This is a genomic window from Rhodoferax sp. U2-2l (genome assembly GCF_020594515.1).
Lineage (GTDB): Bacteria > Pseudomonadota > Gammaproteobacteria > Burkholderiales > Burkholderiaceae_C > Rhodoferax.
Genome location: NZ_JAJCTH010000002.1, coordinates 233,848 through 254,426 on the forward strand (window position 1 = coordinate 233,848; position 20,579 = coordinate 254,426).

General features: G+C 60.5%; 21 protein-coding genes. 19 read left to right on the forward strand and 2 right to left on the reverse strand.

The annotated features are described in order from the left end of the window. Positions 1-80 precede the first annotated feature (80 nt). From LHU53_RS02690 to hisD, 17 genes are all read left to right on the forward strand, one after another. Complete coding sequence (locus LHU53_RS02690; RefSeq protein WP_227330536.1) at positions 81-4,811, forward strand: glutamate synthase-related protein; 4,731 nt, start codon at positions 81-83, stop codon at positions 4,809-4,811. Between the two features lie 26 nt (positions 4,812-4,837). Next, on the forward strand, positions 4,838-6,304 hold the full coding sequence (locus LHU53_RS02695; protein ID WP_227330537.1) for a glutamate synthase subunit beta: 1,467 nt from the start codon (positions 4,838-4,840) through the stop codon (positions 6,302-6,304). A gap of 58 nt (positions 6,305-6,362) precedes the next feature. Then, the gene (locus LHU53_RS02700; RefSeq protein WP_227330538.1) at positions 6,363-7,181 is read left to right on the forward strand and encodes an ABC transporter ATP-binding protein; all 819 of its coding nucleotides are present in this window, start codon (positions 6,363-6,365) and stop codon (positions 7,179-7,181) included. Then, the gene (gene mlaE / locus LHU53_RS02705) at positions 7,178-7,960 is read left to right on the forward strand and encodes a lipid asymmetry maintenance ABC transporter permease subunit MlaE (RefSeq protein WP_227330539.1); all 783 of its coding nucleotides are present in this window, start codon (positions 7,178-7,180) and stop codon (positions 7,958-7,960) included. The genes LHU53_RS02700 and mlaE overlap by 4 nt, the downstream gene beginning before the upstream one ends. A 146-nt stretch (positions 7,961-8,106) precedes the next feature. Continuing rightward, entirely contained in the window at positions 8,107-8,586 is a 480-nt protein-coding gene (mlaD, locus tag LHU53_RS02710; protein ID WP_227330540.1) for an outer membrane lipid asymmetry maintenance protein MlaD, read from the forward strand. A 15-nt stretch (positions 8,587-8,601) separates the two neighbouring features. Beyond that, complete coding sequence (locus LHU53_RS02715; RefSeq protein ID WP_227330541.1) at positions 8,602-9,360, forward strand: VacJ family lipoprotein; 759 nt, start codon at positions 8,602-8,604, stop codon at positions 9,358-9,360. A gap of 16 nt (positions 9,361-9,376) precedes the next feature. Next, positions 9,377-10,036: a phospholipid-binding protein MlaC gene (locus LHU53_RS02720; RefSeq protein ID WP_227330542.1), complete on the forward strand. Its 660-nt coding sequence runs from the start codon at positions 9,377-9,379 to the stop codon at positions 10,034-10,036. A 2-nt stretch (positions 10,037-10,038) separates the two neighbouring features. After that, positions 10,039-10,326, forward strand: a complete 288-nt coding sequence (locus LHU53_RS02725; protein WP_227330543.1) for an STAS domain-containing protein — start codon at positions 10,039-10,041, stop codon at positions 10,324-10,326. A 7-nt stretch (positions 10,327-10,333) separates the two neighbouring features. Then, positions 10,334-11,284: an ABC transporter ATP-binding protein gene (locus tag LHU53_RS02730; protein WP_227330544.1), complete on the forward strand. Its 951-nt coding sequence runs from the start codon at positions 10,334-10,336 to the stop codon at positions 11,282-11,284. After that, positions 11,281-12,036: an ABC transporter permease gene (locus LHU53_RS02735; RefSeq protein ID WP_227330545.1), complete on the forward strand. Its 756-nt coding sequence runs from the start codon at positions 11,281-11,283 to the stop codon at positions 12,034-12,036. Before LHU53_RS02730 ends, LHU53_RS02735 begins: the two co-directional genes overlap by 4 nt. A 54-nt stretch (positions 12,037-12,090) precedes the next feature. Continuing rightward, positions 12,091-12,336 carry a BolA family protein gene (locus tag LHU53_RS02740; protein ID WP_227330546.1) on the forward strand — a complete coding sequence of 82 codons (246 nt, stop codon included), beginning with the start codon at positions 12,091-12,093 and terminating at the stop codon, positions 12,334-12,336. Position 12,337: 1 nt separating this feature from the next. After that, the gene (murA, locus tag LHU53_RS02745) at positions 12,338-13,612 is read left to right on the forward strand and encodes a UDP-N-acetylglucosamine 1-carboxyvinyltransferase (RefSeq protein ID WP_227330547.1); all 1,275 of its coding nucleotides are present in this window, start codon (positions 12,338-12,340) and stop codon (positions 13,610-13,612) included. Positions 13,613-13,672: 60 nt separating this feature from the next. Beyond that, positions 13,673-14,308, forward strand: a complete 636-nt coding sequence (gene hisG, locus LHU53_RS02750; RefSeq protein WP_227330548.1) for an ATP phosphoribosyltransferase — start codon at positions 13,673-13,675, stop codon at positions 14,306-14,308. Between the two features lie 246 nt (positions 14,309-14,554). Next, positions 14,555-14,812: an Arc family DNA-binding protein gene (locus LHU53_RS02755; protein ID WP_227330549.1), complete on the forward strand. Its 258-nt coding sequence runs from the start codon at positions 14,555-14,557 to the stop codon at positions 14,810-14,812. Next, positions 14,809-15,231, forward strand: a complete 423-nt coding sequence (locus LHU53_RS02760) for a type II toxin-antitoxin system VapC family toxin (protein ID WP_227330550.1) — start codon at positions 14,809-14,811, stop codon at positions 15,229-15,231. The genes LHU53_RS02755 and LHU53_RS02760 overlap by 4 nt, the downstream gene beginning before the upstream one ends. 36 nt (positions 15,232-15,267) lie before the next feature. Further along, the gene (locus LHU53_RS02765; protein ID WP_227330551.1) at positions 15,268-16,005 is read left to right on the forward strand and encodes a metallophosphoesterase; all 738 of its coding nucleotides are present in this window, start codon (positions 15,268-15,270) and stop codon (positions 16,003-16,005) included. A 205-nt stretch (positions 16,006-16,210) separates the two neighbouring features. Beyond that, positions 16,211-17,536, forward strand: a complete 1,326-nt coding sequence (gene hisD / locus LHU53_RS02770) for a histidinol dehydrogenase (protein WP_227330552.1) — start codon at positions 16,211-16,213, stop codon at positions 17,534-17,536. Between the two features lie 586 nt (positions 17,537-18,122). Here the strand turns inward: hisD and LHU53_RS02775 are convergent. Then, a complete protein-coding gene (locus LHU53_RS02775) occupies positions 18,123-18,662 on the reverse strand; it encodes a hypothetical protein (RefSeq protein ID WP_227330553.1) in 540 nt (179 codons plus the stop codon). A gap of 1 nt (position 18,663) precedes the next feature. Further along, positions 18,664-19,509: a restriction endonuclease gene (locus tag LHU53_RS02780; RefSeq protein WP_227330554.1), complete on the reverse strand. Its 846-nt coding sequence runs from the start codon at positions 19,507-19,509 to the stop codon at positions 18,664-18,666. 376 nt (positions 19,510-19,885) lie between these two features. Between LHU53_RS02780 and LHU53_RS02785 the strand changes: the two genes are divergently transcribed. Next, on the forward strand, positions 19,886-20,110 hold the full coding sequence (locus LHU53_RS02785) for a CopG family transcriptional regulator (protein ID WP_227330555.1): 225 nt from the start codon (positions 19,886-19,888) through the stop codon (positions 20,108-20,110). Next, positions 20,103-20,567, forward strand: a complete 465-nt coding sequence (locus tag LHU53_RS02790) for a PIN domain-containing protein (RefSeq protein WP_227330556.1) — start codon at positions 20,103-20,105, stop codon at positions 20,565-20,567. Before LHU53_RS02785 ends, LHU53_RS02790 begins: the two co-directional genes overlap by 8 nt. Positions 20,568-20,579 lie beyond the last annotated feature (12 nt).

A 20,579-nucleotide genomic window follows, 5' to 3' on the forward strand; every position in this document is an offset into this window, starting at 1 on the left:
TGACCCCAATTAATTCCTTTGGCATGGGTGTTGCATTGCGGTAGAGTTCACCTCTTTTGATATTTTTAGGAGCGCGCCCCATGACGACGGCAGCCGAGATCCAGCATCTCCAGGACCATGGTTTGTATTCTTCCGCCCAGGAGCACGATGCCTGCGGTGTGGGTTTTGTGGCCCATATCAAGGGCACCAAGTCGCACGACATTGTCAAGAACGCCCTGAAAATTCTTGAAAACCTCGATCACCGGGGCGCGGTGGGCGCGGACAAGTTGATGGGTGACGGCGCCGGTATCCTGATCCAGCTGCCTGATGCCTTGTACCGTGAAGAAATGGCCGCCCAGGGTGTGATCCTGCCGCCACCCGGTGAGTACGGTGTGGGGATGGTGTTTTTGCCAAAAGAACATGCCTCGCGTCTGGCCTGTGAGCAGGAGCTGGAGCGTGCGGTCAAGGCCGAGGGCCAGGTCTTGCTCGGCTGGCGCGATGTGCCGGTCAACCGTGACATGCCGATGTCGCCCAATGTGCGTAAAAAAGAACCCATCCTGCGCCAGATCTTCATTGGCCGTGGCGCCGATGTGATCGTGCAGGATTCGTTGGAGCGCAAGCTGTATGTGATCCGCAAGACCGCCAGCGCGCATATTCAGGCGCTCAAGCTCAAACACAGCAAAGAGTATTACGTACCCAGCATGTCCAGCCGCACGGTGATCTACAAGGGGCTGCTGCTGGCTGACCAAGTGGGCACCTATTACCTGGACCTGCAGGACCCGCGTTGTGTCTCCGCCCTGGGCCTGGTGCACCAACGCTTTTCCACCAACACCTTCCCCGAGTGGCCGCTGGCCCACCCGTACCGCTATGTGGCGCACAACGGTGAAATCAACACCGTCAAGGGGAACTACAACTGGATGAAAGCCCGCGAAGGCGTGATGAGCTCTCCGGTACTCGGTGACGACCTCAAAAAGCTCTACCCGATCAGCTTTGCCAGCCAGAGCGACACCGCCACCTTTGACAACTGCCTGGAGTTGCTCACCATGGCCGGTTACCCGATCAGCCAGGCGGTGATGATGATGATCCCTGAACCCTGGGAGCAAAACACCGGCATGGACGAACGCCGCCGTGCCTTCTATGAATACCACGCCGCCATGCTGGAGCCCTGGGACGGCCCGGCCAGCATTGTGTTCACCGATGGCCGTCAGATTGGCGCCACGCTGGACCGCAACGGTTTGCGCCCGTCGCGTTACTGCATCACCGAAGACGATCTGGTCGTCATGGCCTCAGAGTCTGGCGTGCTGCCGTTCCCGGAAAACAAGATTGTGCGCAAGTGGCGCCTGCAGCCCGGCAAGATGTTCATGATCGACCTGGAACAAGGTCGCATGGTGGAGGACGAAGAACTCAAGTCCAGCCTAGCCAACAGCAAACCCTACAAACAATGGATCGAGAACCTGCGCATTCGCCTGAGCGACGTGCCCGGCGGCAGCGAACCTGCCAGCGCCAATGAATCCAACAGCACCTTGCTGGATCGCCAGCAGGCCTTTGGCTTCACCCAGGAAGACATCAAGTTCCTGATCGCCCCGATGGCTGCCAATGGTGAAGAAGCCATTGGCTCGATGGGCAACGACAGCCCGCTGGCTGTGCTGAGTGACAAAAACAAGCCGCTCTACAACTACTTCAAGCAGTTGTTTGCCCAGGTGACCAACCCGCCGATCGACCCGATCCGCGAAGCGATTGTGATGAGTCTGGTGTCCTTCATTGGCCCCAAGCCCAACCTGCTCGACATCAACCAGGTCAACCCGCCGCTGCGCCTGGAAGTCAGCCAGCCGGTGCTGGACTTTGCCGACATGGCCAAGCTGCGCGACATCGCTACCCACACCCAGGGCAAGTTCCGCAGCTACACCCTGGACATCACCTACCCGCTGGCGTGGGGCCGTGAAGGCGTGGAAGCCAAGTTGGCCTCGCTGTGCGCCGAAGCGGTGGACGCCATCAAGGGCGGCCACAACATCCTGATCATCAGCGACCGCGCCATGAACGCCACCCAGGTGGCGATTCCGGCGGTTCTCGCGCTGTCCGCGATCCACCAGCACCTGGTGCGTGAAGGCCTGCGTACCACCGCCGGTCTGGTCGTGGAAACGGGCTCGGCCCGTGAGGTCCACCACTTTGGTGTGTTGGCCGGTTACGGTGCCGAAGCGGTTCACCCCTACCTGGCGATGGAAACCCTGGCCAGCATCTGCAAAGACCTGCCGGGTGACCTGAGTGCGGACAAAGCCATCTACAACTACGTCAAGGCAGTGGGCAAGGGCCTGTCCAAGATCATGTCCAAGATGGGTGTCTCCACCTACATGAGCTACTGCGGCGCGCAGCTGTTTGAGGTCATCGGCCTGTCGACCGCCACGGTCGAGAAGTACTTCACCGGCACACCGAGCCGGGTCGAAGGCATCAGTGTGTTCGAGATCGCCGAGGAAGCCATTCGCCGCCACAAGGAAGCGTTTGGTCCCGATCCGGTGCTGGCCAACCGCCTGGATGCTGGTGGTGAATACGCCTGGCGTGCCCGAGGTGAAGAACACATGTGGACGCCCGATGCGATTGCCAAGTTGCAACACAGCACCCGGGCCAACAACTGGAACACCTACAAGGAATACGCCCAGTTGATCAACGACCAGAGCAAGCGCCACATGACGCTGCGTGGCCTGTTCGAGTTCAAGATCGACCCGAGCAAGGCGATCCCGATCGACGAAGTGGAGCCCGCCAAAGAAATCGTCAAGCGTTTTGCCACCGGCGCCATGTCGCTGGGCTCCATCTCCACCGAGGCCCACGCCACGCTGGCCGTGGCCATGAACCGCATTGGCGGCAAGAGCAACACCGGCGAGGGCGGCGAAGACCCGGCGCGTTATCGCAACGAGCTCAAAGGCATCCCGATCAAACTCGGCGACACCTTGAAGAGCGTGATTGGTGCCGACGTGGTTGAGGTCGACATGCCGCTGCAAGACGGCGACTCGTTGCGCAGCCGCATCAAGCAGGTGGCTTCGGGCCGCTTTGGCGTGACGGCGGAATACCTGCACAGCGCCGACCAGATCCAGATCAAGATGGCCCAAGGTGCCAAGCCGGGCGAGGGCGGGCAACTGCCTGGCGGCAAGGTGTCTGAGTACATCGGCAAGCTGCGCTACTCGGTGCCCGGTGTCGGCCTGATTTCGCCGCCGCCGCACCACGACATCTACTCGATTGAAGACTTGGCGCAGCTGATCCACGATCTGAAAAACGTGGCGCCGCACAGCTCGATTTCCGTCAAGCTGGTGTCTGAAATCGGTGTCGGCACCATCGCTGCCGGTGTGGCCAAGTGCAAGGCTGACCATGTGGTGATTGCCGGGCACGACGGCGGTACCGGTGCCTCACCCTGGTCGTCCATCAAACATTGCGGCAGCCCGTGGGAAATCGGTCTGGCCGAAACCCAGCAGATCCTGGTGCTCAACCGCCTGCGCAGCCGCATCCGGGTGCAGACCGACGGTCAGATGAAAACCGGCCGTGACGTGGTGATTGGCGCTTTGCTGGGTGCCGACGAGTTCGGTTTTGCCACCGCACCGCTGGTGGTGGAGGGCTGCATCATGATGCGCAAGTGCCACCTCAACACCTGCCCGGTGGGGGTCGCCACCCAAGACCCGGTGCTGCGCCAGAAGTTTTCGGGCAAGCCCGAGCATGTGGTGAACTACTTCTTCTTCATCGCCGAAGAAGCGCGTCAGATCATGGCGCAGCTGGGTATCCGCAAGTTCGACGACATGATTGGTCGCGCCGACCTGCTGGACATGCGCTCAGGGCTGGATCACTGGAAAGCCAGCGGGCTGGACTTCAGCCGCCTGTTTGCCATGCCCAACGTCGCGGCAGATGTGCCCAAGTTCCACATCGAAGACCAGGAACACGGTCTGGAGAAGGCGCTGGACAACGTGCTGATCGCCAAGTCCCGCGCGGCCATCGACAAGGGCGAGCGCGTGAAGTTCATCGAGGTGGCGCGCAATGTGAATCGCTCGGTGGGCGCCATGCTCTCGGGCGCGGTGACCAAGGTGCACCCCGAAGGCCTGCCGGACGACACCATCCGCATCCAGCTGGAAGGCACCGGCGGCCAGTCGTTTGGCGCGTTTTTGTGCAAGGGCGTCACTTTGTACCTGATTGGCGACGCCAACGACTACACCGGCAAGGGCCTCTCTGGCGGCCGGGTGGTGGTGCGCCCCAGCATCGACTTCCGCGGTGACGCCACCAAAAATACCATCGTGGGCAACACCGTGATGTTTGGCGCCACCAGTGGCGAGGCCTTCTTCAGCGGTGTTGCCGGTGAACGCTTTGCGGTGCGTTTGTCAGGTGCCACGGCTGTTGTTGAAGGCACTGGCGACCACGGTTGCGAATACATGACCGGCGGCACCGTGGCCGTGCTGGGCAAGACCGGGCGCAACTTTGCGGCCGGCATGAGCGGCGGCATTGCCTATGTTTTTGATGAAGACGGCCAGTTTGCCAAGCGCTGCAACACCGCCATGGTGACGCTGGAAAAGGTGCTGAGCGTGTCTGAGCAACAGGCCAGCGTCAACGAGAAACTCTGGCACGGCGGCCTGGCCGATGAGGTGCAGTTGAAGAAGTTGCTGGAAGACCACAACCGCTGGACCGGCAGCAAACGCGCCCGCGAGTTGCTCGACAACTGGGACACCAGCCGCCAGAAATTCGTCAAGGTGTTCCCCCTGGAATACAAACGGGCCCTGGGTGAAATGCATGCCAAAAAGGGTGCTCAAGCCCTGGCAGAGCTGGCCCAGGCAGCGCACAAAAAAGAAGCATCCAAAGTCTAGACTGAAACAGTTTCAGGAAAAATATCATGGGAAAAGTCACCGGTTTCATGGAATACGAGCGCATCGAAGAGGGCTACAAGCCCGTGCCCGAGCGTTTGAAGCACTTCAAGGAGTTTGTGGTCGGGCTCGATGACCAGCAGGCTGCCCGGCAGTCGGCGCGCTGCATGGACTGTGGCACACCGTTTTGCAACAGCGGCTGCCCGGTCAACAACATCATTCCGGACTTCAACGATCTGGTTTACCGTGCCGACTGGCAAAACGCCATCGACGTCTTGCACAGCACCAACAACTTCCCCGAGTTCACCGGGCGCATCTGCCCGGCGCCCTGTGAAGCGGCTTGTGTGCTCAATGTCAACGATGACGCGGTGGGCATCAAGTCGATCGAACACGCCATCATCGACCGCGCCTGGGCGGAAGGCTGGGTCAAACCCATGCCGCCCAAGCACAAGACCGGCAAAAAGGTGGCCGTGGTCGGCTCTGGCCCGGCCGGCATGGCAGCGGCGCAACAGCTGGCGCGCGTCGGCCATGATGTGACCTTGTTCGAGAAGAACGACCGTGTCGGTGGTTTGCTGCGTTACGGCATTCCGGACTTCAAGATGGAAAAGAGCCACATCGACCGCCGTGTCGAGCAGCTCAAGGCCGAGGGCGTGACCATCCGCACCGGCGTGCTGGTAGGCAGCCTGCCCAAGGGCAGCAAAGTTACCAACTGGGCCAAGGACACCGTGTCGCCCGAGCAGTTGAAAGCCGAGTTTGACGCCATCATCCTGACCGGCGGCGCCGAGCAGTCGCGTGATCTGCCGGTGCCCGGTCGTGACCTGGACGGTGTGCACTTTGCCATGGAGTTTTTGCCTCAGCAAAACAAGGTCAACGCTGGCGACAAGCTGAAAAACCAGCTGCGTGCCGACGGCAAACACGTCATCGTGATTGGCGGTGGCGACACCGGCAGCGACTGCGTGGGCACCAGCAACCGCCACGGGGCTGCCAGCGTGACCCAGTTTGAAGTCATGCCGCAGCCGCCGGTGGAAGAAAACCGCCCGCTGACCTGGCCGTATTGGCCGATGAAGCTGCGCACCAGCTCCAGCCACGATGAAGGTTGTGTGCGCGAGTTCGCCATCTCCACCAAGGAATTCATCGGTGAGAAGGGCAAACTCACCGGCCTGAAGACCGTGCACATTGAGCTCAAGGACGGCAAGATGGTCGAGATCCCAGGCACCGAGAAGACCTACCAGGCCGACCTGGTGCTGCTGGCCATGGGCTTTGTGAACCCGGTGGCCACCGTGCTGGATGCGTTTGGCATCGAGAAAGACGCGCGTGGTAACGCCAAGGCCAGTACCGACTTCATTGGTGGTTATGTCACCAACGTGCCCAAGGTTTTCGCAGCGGGCGACGTGCGCCGCGGCCAGAGCTTGGTGGTGTGGGCCATTCGCGAAGGCCGTCAGGCGGCGCGCTCGGTGGACGAGTTCTTGATGGGCTTTAGCGACCTGCCACGGTAAAAGTCGCCCAGTCCCTTATCATCGCGGGTTCGGGTTTTCCCGAACCCTTTTTCTATTCATGCCCACAAACCCTGTCAAACCGCTAGTTGAAATGCACCACCTGAGCTTTGGCTACGGTGAGCGCTTGATTCTGGACGACGTGTCGCTGACCATCCCGCGCGGCAAGGTCACGGCGCTGATGGGGGCATCCGGCGGGGGCAAAACCACGGTGCTGCGGCTGATTGGCGGGCAGATCAGGGCGCAACGCGGCCAGACCCTGTTTGACGGCCAGGACGTCACCCCCATGACCCAGCCCGAGCTGTATGTGGCGCGGCGGCGCATGGGCATGCTGTTCCAGTTTGGGGCGCTGTTTGCCGATTTGAATGTGTATGAAAACGTGGCGTTTCCGCTGCGCGAGCACACCGATCTGCCCGAAGCGCTGATCCGTGACATCGTGCTGATGAAACTCAATGCGGTGGGTCTGCGCGGCGCACGCGACCTGATGCCCAGCGATTTGTCAGGAGGCATGGCGCGGCGCGTGGCCATGGCCCGGGCCGTGGCGCTGGACCCCGAGCTGGTGATGTACGACGAACCTTTTGCCGGGCTGGACCCGATCTCTCTGGGCACGGCGGCCACGCTGATCCGTGAACTCAACGACGCCATGGGTCTGACCAGCATTTTTGTCAGCCATGACCTGGAACAGACGTTTGCCATTGCCGACCAGGTCATCATTCTGGCCAACGGCAAGATTGCCACCCAAGGCACGCCCGATGAGGTGCGCCACAGCACCGAGCCGCTGGTGCACCAATTTGTCAACGCCTTGCCGGAAGGCCCGGTGCACTTCCACTACCCCGGCCCCAGCCTGGCGCAGGACTTTGCCGCCGAGGTGAGGCCATGAGCTGGTACCAGCCCAAAGACCTGGGTTTTGCGGTGCGCAGGCACCTGGACGCCATGGGGTATGCCGCCCGGTTGTTTGGCCGGCTGCTGGGTACGGTGGGCTACGCGCTCAAGCGCAACGGTCTGGTGCGCGATCAGATTCACTTTTTGGGTAATTACTCGCTGCCGATCATCACGGTGGCCGGGCTGTTTGTCGGCTTTGTCTTTGGGTTGCAAGGCTATTACGTTTTGAAACGCTATGGCTCGGCCGAGTCGCTAGGCTTGATGGTGACGCTGAGCCTGCTGCGCGAACTGGGGCCGGTGGTATCGGCCCTGCTGTTTGCCGGGCGGGCCGGTACCTCACTCACCGCAGAAATCGGGCTGATGAAGGCTGGCGAGCAGATCAGCGTGATGGAAATGATGGCGGTGGACCCGATCCAGCGGGTGCTGGCGCCGCGCTTCTGGGCGGGTGTGATCACCATGCCGCTGCTGGCTGCCATGTTCAGTGCCACCGGTGTGATCGGTGGCTGGGTGGTTGGGGTGCTGATGATCGGTGTGGACGGCGGCGCGTTCTGGAGCCAGATTCAGGGCGGTGTGGACGTCTTTCAGGATTTGGGCAACGGGGTGGTCAAGAGTTTTGTGTTTGGCGTGGCGGTGACCTTCATCGCGCTGTTGCAGGGTTACAACGCGCAGGCCACGCCTGAAGGGGTGGCCAAGGCCACCACGCGCACCGTGGTGATGGCCTCGCTGACCGTGCTGGGTCTGGACTTCATCCTGACCGCCATGATGTTCACAATATGAGACTTTGCGGGACAGACCAAAGCGACATGCATGCGCCCCGACCGAAAGTCGCTTGCTCTGTCCTCGACATCGTGAGAACTTGCGGGACAGACCGCAGCTACGCGAAGCGAGCCAGCTCTGTCCTCAACCATTTAGAAGGGATTTGAATGCAACGCTCCAAAAATGATCTCTGGGTGGGCCTGTTTGTGCTGCTGGGTGCGGTCGCCATCCTGTTTCTGGCGCTGCAGTCGGCCAATCTGCTGAGCCTGAACTTCCAGAAAACCTATGCGGTCACCGCCAAGTTTGACAACATCGGTGGCCTCAAGCCCAAGGCAGCCGTCAAAAGCGCTGGCGTGGTGGTGGGCCGCGTGGAAGACATTGCCTTTGACGACAAATCGTTCCAGGCCAGGGTGACGCTGGCGCTGGAAAACCGCTACGTGTTCCCCAAAGACAGTTCGCTCAAGATCCTGACCAGCGGTTTGCTGGGGGACCAGTATCTGGGCATTGAAGCCGGGGCCGACGACCAGAACCTGGCCGCCGGTGATGTCATTTCCAGCACCCAGTCCGCGGTGGTGCTGGAAAACCTCATCAGCCAGTTTTTGTACAGCAAGGCGGCTGAACCCGCCGCCCCCGAATCGGACAAGTAGATGAGAGCCTCCCGCATGAACCCAAACAACATCACCCAGGGCTATCGCCGTGTTGCCACCCGGGCGGCCGTATTGACCGCCGCGTTGGTGCTCAGCGCTTGCGCCACCGGCCCGAATGCCAACTCGCGCGACCCGCTGGAGCCGTTCAACCGCGGTGTGTATGGTTTCAACGACGCCGTGGACCGCGCGGTGGTCAAGCCAGTCGCTATCGCTTACCGCGATGTCTTGCCCTCACCGGTGCGCACCGGTGTCAGCAACTTCTTCAGCAACCTGCAAGACCTCTGGTCATTCGTCAACAACACCTTGCAGCTCAAGGGGGAGGGGGCGGGCAACAGCATCGTGCGTTTTGGTGTGAACACGGTGTTCGGTCTGGGTGGCCTGATTGACATAGCCTCCGAGATGCGCATTGAACGCTTCCCTGAAGATTTTGGCCAGACCCTGGGCCATTGGGGCGTTGGCGCGGGCCCCTATGTGGTGCTGCCCTTGCTGGGCCCGTCCACACTGCGTGACACGGCTGCGCTGCCAGTGGACATGAGCGGCAATGCCCTGTCAGCGGTGGACGACACCGCCACCCGCAACTCGGCCACGGCGCTGGGTCTGGTCAGCCGTCGGGCGCAGCTGCTCGAGGCCGGCAAAATGCTCGACGAGGTGGCGCTGGATCCCTACACCTTCACGCGCGACGCGTTTTTGCAACGTCGGCTCAGCCTGGTCCATGACGGCAATCCGCCGATGGAAGAGGAACCGCCAGCGCCGAACGACAATGCCAACCCTTGAATTTCCGGAAGGAGTGATGATGAAACGACGTTCTTTATTGCAGTGTTTGCCCTTCCTGAGTCTGGTCGGCCTGGGCCTCGCCAGCCCCCTGGCCCAAGCGGCTGACGAGGCGCCCGATGCGCTGATTGGTCGCCTGACCCAAGAAGCCATCGACATCATCCAGTCCGACAAGGCGGTGCAGGCCGGTGACTTGGCTCGCATCAAGGAGCTGGTTGACCAGAAAGTGATGCCGCATGTCGACTTCCAGCGCATGACGTCGTCGGCGGTGGGCCCCGCTTGGCGGCAGGCCACCCCGGAGCAGCGCGCCCGGCTGCAAGCCGAGTTCAAAACCCTCTTGTTGCGCACCTACTCTGGCGCCATGAGCCAGGTCAAGAACCTGTCGTTCAGCATCAAGCCGATGCGTTCTGCGCCGGAAGACAAGGAAGTGATCGTGCGCACGCTGATCAAAGGCCGCGGTGACCCGGTCCAGCTGGATTACCGACTCGTCAAGACCCCTGGCGTTGGCGCGGGCTGGAAGGTCTACAACTTCAACGTGCTGGGGGTGTGGCTGGTGGACACCTACCGCAGCCAGTTTTCTCAGGAGATCAATGCCAAAGGCATTGATGGCCTGATTGCCACGCTGACCGAGCGCAACAAGTCCAACGCGGCAGGCGACGCCAAATCCAACAAGGGTTAGCCGTGCTGCAACTGCCACCCCAACTGACGCACACCACCGCCAGCGCCTGCCTGCTGGACCTGGGGGCGGTCTTGCCGGCCGAGCCCGCCGGTGTGGTGGTGAGTGCGTCGGGCCTGGGCCGATTTGATTCGGCGGCCTTGGCCGTGTTGCTCTCGTTGCGGCGCCAGGCGCTGGGCTTGGGCAAAACCTTTGCCGTGACCTGTCTGCCGCAGCGGCTGGCCGACCTGGCGCGCCTGTATGGCATCGCCGAGTTGCTGCCGGACCATGTCGGCAGCGCAGCCCTAAAATAGCGGCCCCATGCCCGCCATCTCCTTCCAGTCAGTCTCCAAAGCTTACCCGTCTCCCCGCAACCCGCAGAGCGGCACGTTTCTGGCGCTGGATAACGTCAGTCTGGACATTGAGCCGGGTGAGTTTTTTGGTCTGCTGGGCCCCAACGGCGCAGGCAAAACCACGCTGATCACCATTCTGGCCGGGCTGGCCAAAGCCACATCCGGGCGCGTGTCTGTGCTCGGCAGCGATGTGCAAACCGACTTTGCCGCGGCGCGGCGCAAGCTCGGTGTGGTGCCGCAAGAGCTGGTGTTTGACCCGTTTTTCAATGTGCGCGAGGCACTGCGCTTCCAGTCGGGCTACTTTGGCGTCAAACACAACGACGCCTGGATTGACGAGCTGCTGGAGAGCTTGGGCCTCACCGAAAAAGCCCACGTCAACATGCGCGCCCTTTCGGGCGGTATGAAGCGCCGTGTGCTGGTGGGGCTGGCGCTGGTGCACAAGCCGCCGGTGATTGTGCTGGATGAACCCACCGCCGGGGTGGATGTGGAGCTGCGCCAGACGCTGTGGGCCTTCATTGCCAAGCTCAACAAACAAGGCAGCACGGTGTTGCTCACCACCCACTACCTGGAGGAAGCCGAGGCGCTGTGTGGCCGCATCGCCATGCTCAAGCAGGGGCGCGTGGTGGCGCTGGACAGCACCAGTGCGCTGCTCAAGGCCGCCTCCGGCAATGTGCTGCAGTTCAAGATAGACAGTGAATTGCCGCCGTCCTTGAAGACCGGCGCCCGCATCACCGGCCGAGTCGTTCAATACCCGGCCACGGACGCGCTGGCGATTGAGCGCTACCTGGCCGCCGCCCGCGAGGCCGGGCTGGAACTGCACGACATCGAAATCCGCCGTGCCGACCTGGAAGACGTGTTTCTGCAAGTCATGAAGCAGCATGCCCGCATCGATCCAACCGACCAACAGGTGAGCGCATGACCGGCTGGCAGATGCTGTTTTACAAGGAGGTCATGCGCTTTTGGCGCGTGGTGGGCCAGACCGTGGGTGGTCCGGTGCTCACCGCCATGCTGTACCTGCTGATTTTTGGCCATGCGCTTGAATCACACGTCAAGGTCTATGACCAGGTCAGTTACACCGCCTTTCTGGTGCCGGGCCTGGCCATGATGAGCCTGCTGCAAAACGCGTTTGCCAACAGCTCGTCCTCGCTGATCGCCAGCAAGGTGATGGGCAATCTGGTGTTTTTGCTGCTCACGCCCTTGTCGTCCTGGCACTGGTTTGTGGCCTATGTGGGCGCTTCGGTGTTTCGCGGGCTGGTGGTGGCGGTTTGTGTCTTTGCTGTGTCGGCCTTTTTCACCGAGTTCAGCTTTGTCGCCCCGGTCTGGATTGTGGTGTTTGCGCTGATGGGCGCCACCTTGATGGGCGCTTTGGGCCTGATCGCCGGTCTGCATTCAGAAAAGTTCGAGCAGCTGGCCGCGTTCCAGAACTTCATCGTGATGCCCATGACCTTTTTGAGCGGGGTGTTTTACTCCATCCATTCGCTGCCGCCGTTCTGGCAGAAGGTGAGCCACCTCAACCCGTTTTTCTACATGATTGACGGCTTTCGCTACGGTTTTTTTGGTGTGAGCGACGTCTCGCCCTGGCTCAGCCTGGGGGTGGTCGGCGTCACGCTGCTGGTGGTCAGTGCGGCGGCGGCGTACCTGCTGCGCATCGGCTACCGGATTCGTTCCTGATGTTTTAACTGCGGGGGAGTGCGCCCATGGGCTGCCCCGTCAACCTGTTTGTATATGACTGCTGACCAACTCAAAGCCCTGATTGCCGCCCACCTGCCCTGTGAGCACATTGAACTCGAAGGTGATGGCCGCCACTGGTTCGCCACCATCGTCTCTGCTGAGTTTGACGGCAAACGCGCCATTGCCCGCCACCAGCGCGTCTACGCCACGCTGGGCGACCGCATGAAGACCGACGAGGTGCACGCCTTGTCGATCAAGGCTTTCACCCCGGCCGAATGGGCCACCCAACGCGCCCAATGACATGGACAAACTTCTGATTCGTGGTGGCCGCCCGCTGTTGGGTGAGGTCACCATCTCCGGCGCCAAAAACGCCGCCCTGCCCGAACTGTGCGCCGCGCTGCTCACCAACGAGCCAGTCATCCTGCACAACGTGCCGCGCCTCAAAGACGTGGCCACCATGCGCACCCTGCTCGAGCACATGGGTGTCAAAACCGAGACCTTTGGGGAGCGCGGCGGCATGGGTTTCCATGCCGCTGACCCGATCCGCCCCGAAGCCCCTTACGAACTCGTGAAAACCATGCGCGCCTCGGTGCTGGCCCTGGGGCCGCTGCTGGCGCGGTTTGGCCACGCCAAAGTGTCGCTGCCCGGTGGCTGTGCCATCGGCTCGCGGCCGGTGGACCAGCACATCAAGGGCCTGACCGCGATGGGCTCCGAGATTGTGGTCGAACACGGCTACATGGTCGCCAAGTTGCCCGCAGGCCGCACCCGCCTCAAAGGCGCGCGCATCACCACCGACATGGTGACGGTGACCGGCACCGAAAACTTCCTGATGGCCGCCTGCCTGGCCGAAGGTGAAACCATTCTGGAAAACGCCGCGCAAGAGCCCGAGATTCCCGATCTGGCCGAGATGCTGATCAAGATGGGCGCCAAGATCGAAGGCCACGGCACCAGTCGCATCCGCATCCAGGGCGTGGACAAATTGCACGGCTGCACCCACCAGGTGGTGTCGGACCGCATCGAAGCCGGTACCTTTTTGTGTGCGGTGGCTGCCGCTGGCGGCGATGTGCTGGCGCGCCACGCCCGCATCGACCACCTGGAGGCCGTGGTCGAAAAACTGCGCGAAGCGGGCGTGAGCGTCACTGCCGAGGCTGACGGCATTCGTGTCCAGTCCAGCGGCGCGGCCCAGCTCAAGGCGCAGAGTTTCCGCACCACCGAGTACCCGGGTTTCCCGACTGACATGCAGGCGCAGTTCATGGCGCTCAACTGCGTGGCGCAAGGCACCGCCAAGGTCACCGAGACGATTTTTGAGAACCGTTTCATGCACGTCAACGAACTGGTGCGCCTGGGCGCCAACATCCAGATTGACGGCAAGATCGCTTTGGTGGAAGGTGTGCCACAACTGTCTGGCGCCACCGTGATGGCGACCGACCTGCGCGCTTCGGCCAGCTTGGTGATTGCCGGTCTGGTGGCGCAAGGTGAGACGCTGGTGGACCGCATCTACCACCTGGACCGCGGTTACGACCAGATGGAAGAAAAGTTGCGCGCACTCGGTGCCGACATTGAGCGTGTCAAATAGCCAGTTATCCATTAATTTATATAGCTACCCTCCCTTATTAAATAAGGGCTAGAGGCCAAAATGATCACTATTGCACTGTCCAAGGGCCGGATCTTTGAAGAAACCCTGCCGCTGCTCAAAGCCGCTGGCATTGAGGTGCTGGAAGACCCGGACACCTCGCGCAAACTCATCCTCACCACCAACCAGCCCGATGTGCGGGTGCTGGTGGTGCGCGCCACCGACGTGCCCACCTACGTGCAGTACGGCGGCGCCGACATGGGCATCACCGGCAAAGACACGCTGCTGGAGCACGGCAGCCAGGGCCTCTACCAGCCGCTGGATTTGCAGATTGCCAAATGCCGCATCAGCGTGGCGGTGCGCTCCGACTTTGACTACAAAAGCGCGGTCAAAAAAGGCTCACGCCTGACCGTGGCCACCAAATACGTGGCGATTGCGCGCGACTTCTTCGCCAGCAAGGGTGTGCACGTTGACCTGATCAAGCTCTACGGCAGCATGGAACTCGCGCCGCTGGTGGGCATGGCCGACGCGATTGTGGACCTGGTGTCCACCGGCAACACCCTCAAGGCCAACCACCTGGTTGAAGTCGAACACATCATGGACATCAGCTCACGCCTGGTGGTCAACCAGGCCGCGCTCAAGCTCAAGCAGGCGCCCATGCGCCACATCATTGACGCGTTTGAGTCGGCTATCGCTTGATCGGTCTCTGACGTAGGCAAGCCGACCACACGGGGCGGCGGCTTGCGCAGATCTGTCCGACGGGTGGGCGCCTGCCCGATTTGCTAGCGTCCACGTCCAGGCCCTCCCATCTGCCACCCAGCCAGTGGCAACAGGCTCACCAGGTGTGTGCTGTGGGTGCCAATGGCCACTTTTCATGGCGCACTTTTGTTTGATCTGCTAGCATTGCTGTCAGTGATGGCATTTTTGCCTCTGAGGAGTTTGCCCATGAGTACCTTGACGGTGAGAAACATTGAGCCCGAGATCAAAGACAAGTTGCGCCTGATGGCGGCTGCGCATGGTCGCTCCATGGAGGAAGAGGTGCGGTCGATTTTGCGTCAAGCCATGACGCAGGACGCCCGGCCCAGTGGGCTGGGTAGCCGCATTCATGCGCGCTTTGCTGCTATGGGTGGCGTAGCGTTGCCGCTGCCTGATCGATCTGACTTGCCGCGTTTCGCCAGTTTTGAGGAAGGCCACAGCGCGTGATTGTTCTGGACACCAATGTGCTGTCAGAGGTCATGCGCGCCAAGCCTGATCCGACGGTGTTGGCCTGGCTGGATGCGCAAGCCCCCGAAGACCTGTGGCTGAACTCGGTGGTGGCAGCCGAGTTGTTGTTTGGTGTGGCCAGGTTGCCAGAAGGTGCGCGCAAGCAGCGGCTGGCACAAGCGGTGTCGGCCATGCTGGAGCAGGACTTTGCCGGGCAGATCCTGAGCTTTGATCTGGGTGCAGCGTCGGTTTACGCGGTGATGCTGGCCGAGCGTGAGCGCATCGGCCAAAGTATGGCGATGGCCGACGCACAAATTGCGGCCATCTGCCTGAGTCGCGACGCCATCTTGGCGACGCGAAACACCAAGCACTTTGAGGGTTTGGGCGTGGCCCTGATCAACCCGTGGGACAGCCGCTAGCCTCCGCAATACGCGCCGACTTAACCCTACCTCACCATGCGCCTGGCCCTGCTCTCCGACATCCACGGCAACCTCGCCGCTCTGGAAGCCGTCACCGCCGACCTGCGCCGCCGGGGTGTGGACCAGGTGGTGAACCTGGGTGACAGCCTGTCCGGCCCGCTGTTGCCGCGTGAAACCGCCCAGTTCCTGATGGCCCAGGGTTGGCTGAGCGTGGCGGGCAACCACGAGCGGCAGTTGCTCACCCAAAGCGCGGATCAGATGGGCCTTTCTGACGCTTACGCCCACGCGCAACTCACCATGCCGGAGTGGGACTGGATCAGGTCTTTGCCGTCCAACGTTCGTTTAACACCCGATGTGTTCCTGTGCCACGGCTCGCCGCGCAGTGATGTCGAATATTTTCTAGAAACCCTGGAGAAGGGCGCTGTCCGCCTGGCCACCGCCGCCGAGGTGGATACCCGCCTGAGCGGCGAACTCGCGTCCCTGGTGGCTTGTGGTCACACCCATGTGGCGCGTGTGGTGCACACCCGGCGTGGGCAGCGCGTGGTGAATCCGGGCAGTGTGGGTCTGCCGGCTTATGACGACACCCACCCGGTGCCCCATGTGGTGGAGACCGGCTCGCCCGACGCGCGTTACGCTCTGGCGGAGCAACGCAAAGACGGCTGGTGCGTGTCTCTGCTGTCGGTTCCCTACGACCACGCGGCGATGGCCCAGCTGGCCAGGTTACGCGGCCGCCCCGAGTGGGAACACGCTTTGCGCACCGGCTACATGCCATGAACACGTCTTCGCTCTCCTGGCTGCCGCGCCGCCTGAGCAGGTGTTGAGATTCTCTGCATAAGATAGGCCTCTATCCCTTATCCAATAAGTGAAATTGACTATCTATTACGTAGCGCCTGAAGTTTTGATTCCGCTAGGCTGCCCTCTGCGACATAGCCGGTAGCCAGCACCCCGCTAAACTCAAGCCAACCCGAAGCTTGCCACCATGAACCCAACAGCCACCCCCGCCCGTTTATCCACCGCTGACAGCTCTTTTGAGGCTGATTTCAAGGCCCGCTTACATTGGTCCGCCGAGACAGACGCGGGCATCGAGCACCGTGTGGCCGACATCCTGGCAGATGTGCAGGCGCGTGGTGATGCCGCTGTGCTTGACTACACCACCCGTTTTGACGGACTGCAAGCCGCCACCATGGCCGAGCTGGAGCTGACCCAGGCCGAACTCAAGGCCGCCTTTGAGGCTTTGCCCGATCTGCAACGCAGCGCACTCGAATCTGCCGCCAAACGTGTGCGCAGCTACCACGAGGCGCAAAAAAAGGCCAGTGGCGAGAGCTGGAGTTACCGCGACGACGACGGCACGCTCTTGGGTCAGAAGGTCACCCCGCTGGACCGCGTCGGCATCTACGTGCCGGGCGGCAAGGCCGCCTACCCGAGCAGTGTGTTGATGAACGCCATCCCCGCGCATGTGGCCGGTGTGGGCGAAATCATCATGGTGGTGCCCACGCCCAAGGGTGAAAAAAATGCCCTGGTGTTGGCCGCCGCTTATGTGGCGGGTGTCACACGCGCCTTCACCATCGGCGGCGCGCAAGCCGTGGCAGCGTTGGCTTACGGCACCGCCACAGTGCCCAAAGTAGACAAGATCACCGGCCCCGGCAACGCCTATGTGGCCAGCGCCAAAAAGCGCGTGTTTGGCGTGGTCGGCATCGACATGATCGCCGGCCCGAGTGAAATCCTGGTGCTGGCCGATGGCAGCACACCGCCCGACTGGGTGGCGATGGACCTGTTCAGCCAGGCCGAACACGACGAACTGGCGCAGAGCATTTTGTTGTGCCCCGACGCGTCTTACATCGAACAAGTGCAGGCCAGCATCACCAAGCTGCTGCCCGAGATGCCCCGGCGCGAGATCATTGCCAAGTCGCTCAACGACCGCGGCGCGCTGATCCTCACGCGCAGCATGGAAGAAGCCTGCGATATTGCCAACCGCATTGCGCCGGAACACCTGGAAGTCTCCAGCCGCGACCCACACCGCTGGGAGCCGCTGCTCAAACACGCAGGCGCCATCTTTTTGGGTGCATTCACGTCTGAGAGCCTGGGCGACTACTGCGCCGGGCCGAACCACGTGTTGCCCACCAGCGGCACCGCACGCTTCTCGTCACCGCTGGGGGTCTACGACTTCCAAAAACGCAGCAGCCTGATCGAGGTCAGCGAAGCCGGTGCCCAGATCTTGGGCCAGATTGCCTCGGTGCTCGCCCACGGCGAAGGCCTGCAAGCCCACGCACGCGCGGCGGAGATGCGCCTGCACAGCCAAGCCTGACACCCGCGCCGCGTGGGTTGAGTCTGCCGCGCTGAGTTGACTTACCGGGTGGGTGGCAACACATCGCGGTAGCCAGCCTGCAGAAGTTGGTTGCTATATTATTCGTAGAGGTATGCCTTTGTTAAACGAGGGCTAGAGGCTGATTTGGCTAAAAGTGTTCAGAAAGTGCCGCGCCCACGGCGAACCTTGGAGGTCACCGGCGTTGCGTGGTTTATCGTGCAGCGTCCGGTTGACCGCAGGGTTGGGCCAAAGCCTTCACCCAAGCTGCCTTGAAACTTAGTGTTCATGCATAGATCTGCTGTGCCCACAATCGCAAAATTGCCAATCATTTTCTGATGTGTGGTAACTCGTGCAGGAACACATTTTGCAGCCGCCGAACTTCACGATGTTGCGAAAGATATGCTTGATAAAACGAAGTGTTTCTTTCATCTTCACGCCCTCCTTAGGATAGGTAAACCCGACAAATAATGGCTGGTTGTGGGGGAAAACAACGCAGCCCACGGTCCCCCGATGCAGTGGTCCAACGTCTGAATTCACCGGCCTGCGCGGATTTTTGCGCAGGTCCGGTGGAATGAAAGGGTAGACCTCACTCGTGCTGAAGGTAGAACCATTCAATCTCATCCATCATGAGATCACTGGGATCATCACCCCGTTCCTTAATGAACAGCATTTCCTCCAGTTTGTCTTTAGTAAGGAAAAGAATCACCTTCTTTTCTTCCGAATAGATCGTATTTCTTTTTATGTGGGCTTGATCGTTAGGAAGTTTGTTAGAGCACACAATCGCCAACCTGCCCATTGCAGCATTGAGATAGTTCCTAGTCTGATTGATTTCATCTTTCCCAATCTCGGTGGCATCGTAGTTCTTGAATTCAAAAAGTATTAGGCGCGCCTCTAGCTCTCGATAAATTCTGGCCCAGACTCCGGTTCCGATATCTTCACGATTTGGAAAAACAGCATCTCTGCGATCAATGCCAGAGTACGTGCGTGGCTGCACCTTTGGCTTTGCGAGTGGCGGAACAAATAGGTGCTGAAGAATCTCAATACAGATATTCTCGAAGTCCACCCAGCCAGCATGTCCTGCTGGGACTGCGTTCAGCCGAGCCACCAGATCAGCTTCGACTGTCATCTCAAACCTCGGGAAAGAACTGATCTACCAACGCCGGGTACCTTATCAACATCTCACGAAGCTGCGTGCCGTCGACGATGGTGATAGATGTTCTCTTCCTCTTTCGATTTTCTTCGACCCACTCGCGCGCGGTGGATGTCAGTTGGCCATTGGTAATAAGCACGCCATTAGTCTCGAGGGGAAACCGTTCAAGACGCGAGCTCAGCTGGTGTAAAGCACTAATATCTGCGCGGGAGTCGTTTCTATACTTTATTTCCACAAGCCAAGTAATTATGCCAAGTCCACCAAATGGATTTCTGGCACGCGTGCGTGCAAGCAGATCGAATCCATAGTCATTTGTTGTGTTCGATTCGATATCGAAGAATCGAAGCTTTTCAAGCAGAGCAACTACAAGGCGCTCAAATTCGGCAGGGCCGAGACGGTCAAATTGAATTCTGGGAAGGTCTCGTAGCGAAGTGGCAATTTTCTCGATCGATTTGTCAGACGGCTCGCCATGTTCGTCAAAATCAACCGCAAAGGAAACAACACCGGAAGCTGGTGCATCCACAGGTTTCCTTCCGAGGTAAACGGGTACGACTGAAATATTTCTGCTTCTGAGTTTGTAACCTATTGCTTCATTCATCTCATGCCGAAGCCAGCGTGCCTCGCTTCCTTGCCCAACAGGCATGAGCAATAGGACGAAGTCCGAGCTTTCAACGCTGTAAAGCACGTGTCTAAGAAGATCATCGCCAATAGCGAGTGCGCTTGAATCAAGAATTGGGGTCAATCCAGCGTTGGCCAAGCCATCAGCCAGTCGCTTAGCGAGGCCTTGCTGACTGTGTGCGTGCGAGATAAATACACGAGCCATGTCGATGTCACCTAGTTGTGGCGTGAGGTGTAACGTAATGTAGACGGCAAAATCCCGTCGGACATCCTGGCGTTTTGGTATGAGAAATCACTCTTCAGCCCTCGTGCCATATGCTGAATGTGCTCTGATAAAAAGAGCAAGAAACTCGGCAGATGCCAGTTGTTAAACGCGGTGTCCAGGGCCTTCATGTGCTATCTCTTCCATCGTTGGTCTGACTATAGCCGCCGGTACTTGCATCTGGCCCGCAGCCAGGTGCGGTGGGTAAAGAAAACAACAACGGCATAGCCGCCAGATATCTGCCGCCTCTCCAGCATCACCTCCACGAAGATAAACACGAACTTCGTGCACCACGAATTTCGTGTAAACTGATTCCAGGATGAAAAACGTCACCATCACCGTCGAAGACAGCACCCTGGAGTGGGTGCGGATCGAGGCGGCGCGGCGTAACACCAGTGTGTCGCGGCTGGTGGGCGAGATGCTCACCGAGAAGATGCAGTTTGACGATGCCTACACCCGTGCGCAGCGCGACTGGGAGGCCGACACTTCCAGCTTCAACGCAGGTGGCAAGGCCTACCCAGTGCGAGGGGGCCAACATGGCTAGCCCGCTGGACGCCACCGGCGCCATCGTTTTTGTGGACACCAACGTGTTGTTGATGGCCGACGATGCGTTTGATGCAGCTCGCCAAGCCCGTGTGCGCGACTGGTTGCAGGCGCTGTGGCAGCGCCGCGCCGGGCGTGTCAGCACGCAGGTGCTGAGTGCGTATTACGTCAGCGCCACGCAGCACTTTGGCATGCCGCTGGGTGACGCCCGCGCCAAGTTGCGCCGTTACCAGCTCTGGCAGCCCTGGCAGATTGACCACCAGACGGTGGAAACCGCCTGGGGGGTGGAAGCCCGTTTTGGCCTGCCTTATTGGGACGCGCTGATCGTCGCCGCCGCCGCACAAAGTGGCGCCAGCCATGTGTTGTCGCTCGATTTGACACACGGCCAGCAGATCGACGGTGTGAGCATCCTGAGCCCGCTGCTGGTCACCCCAGGTGAGCTGGCGCTGGTGGACTGATTTTTTGAAAAG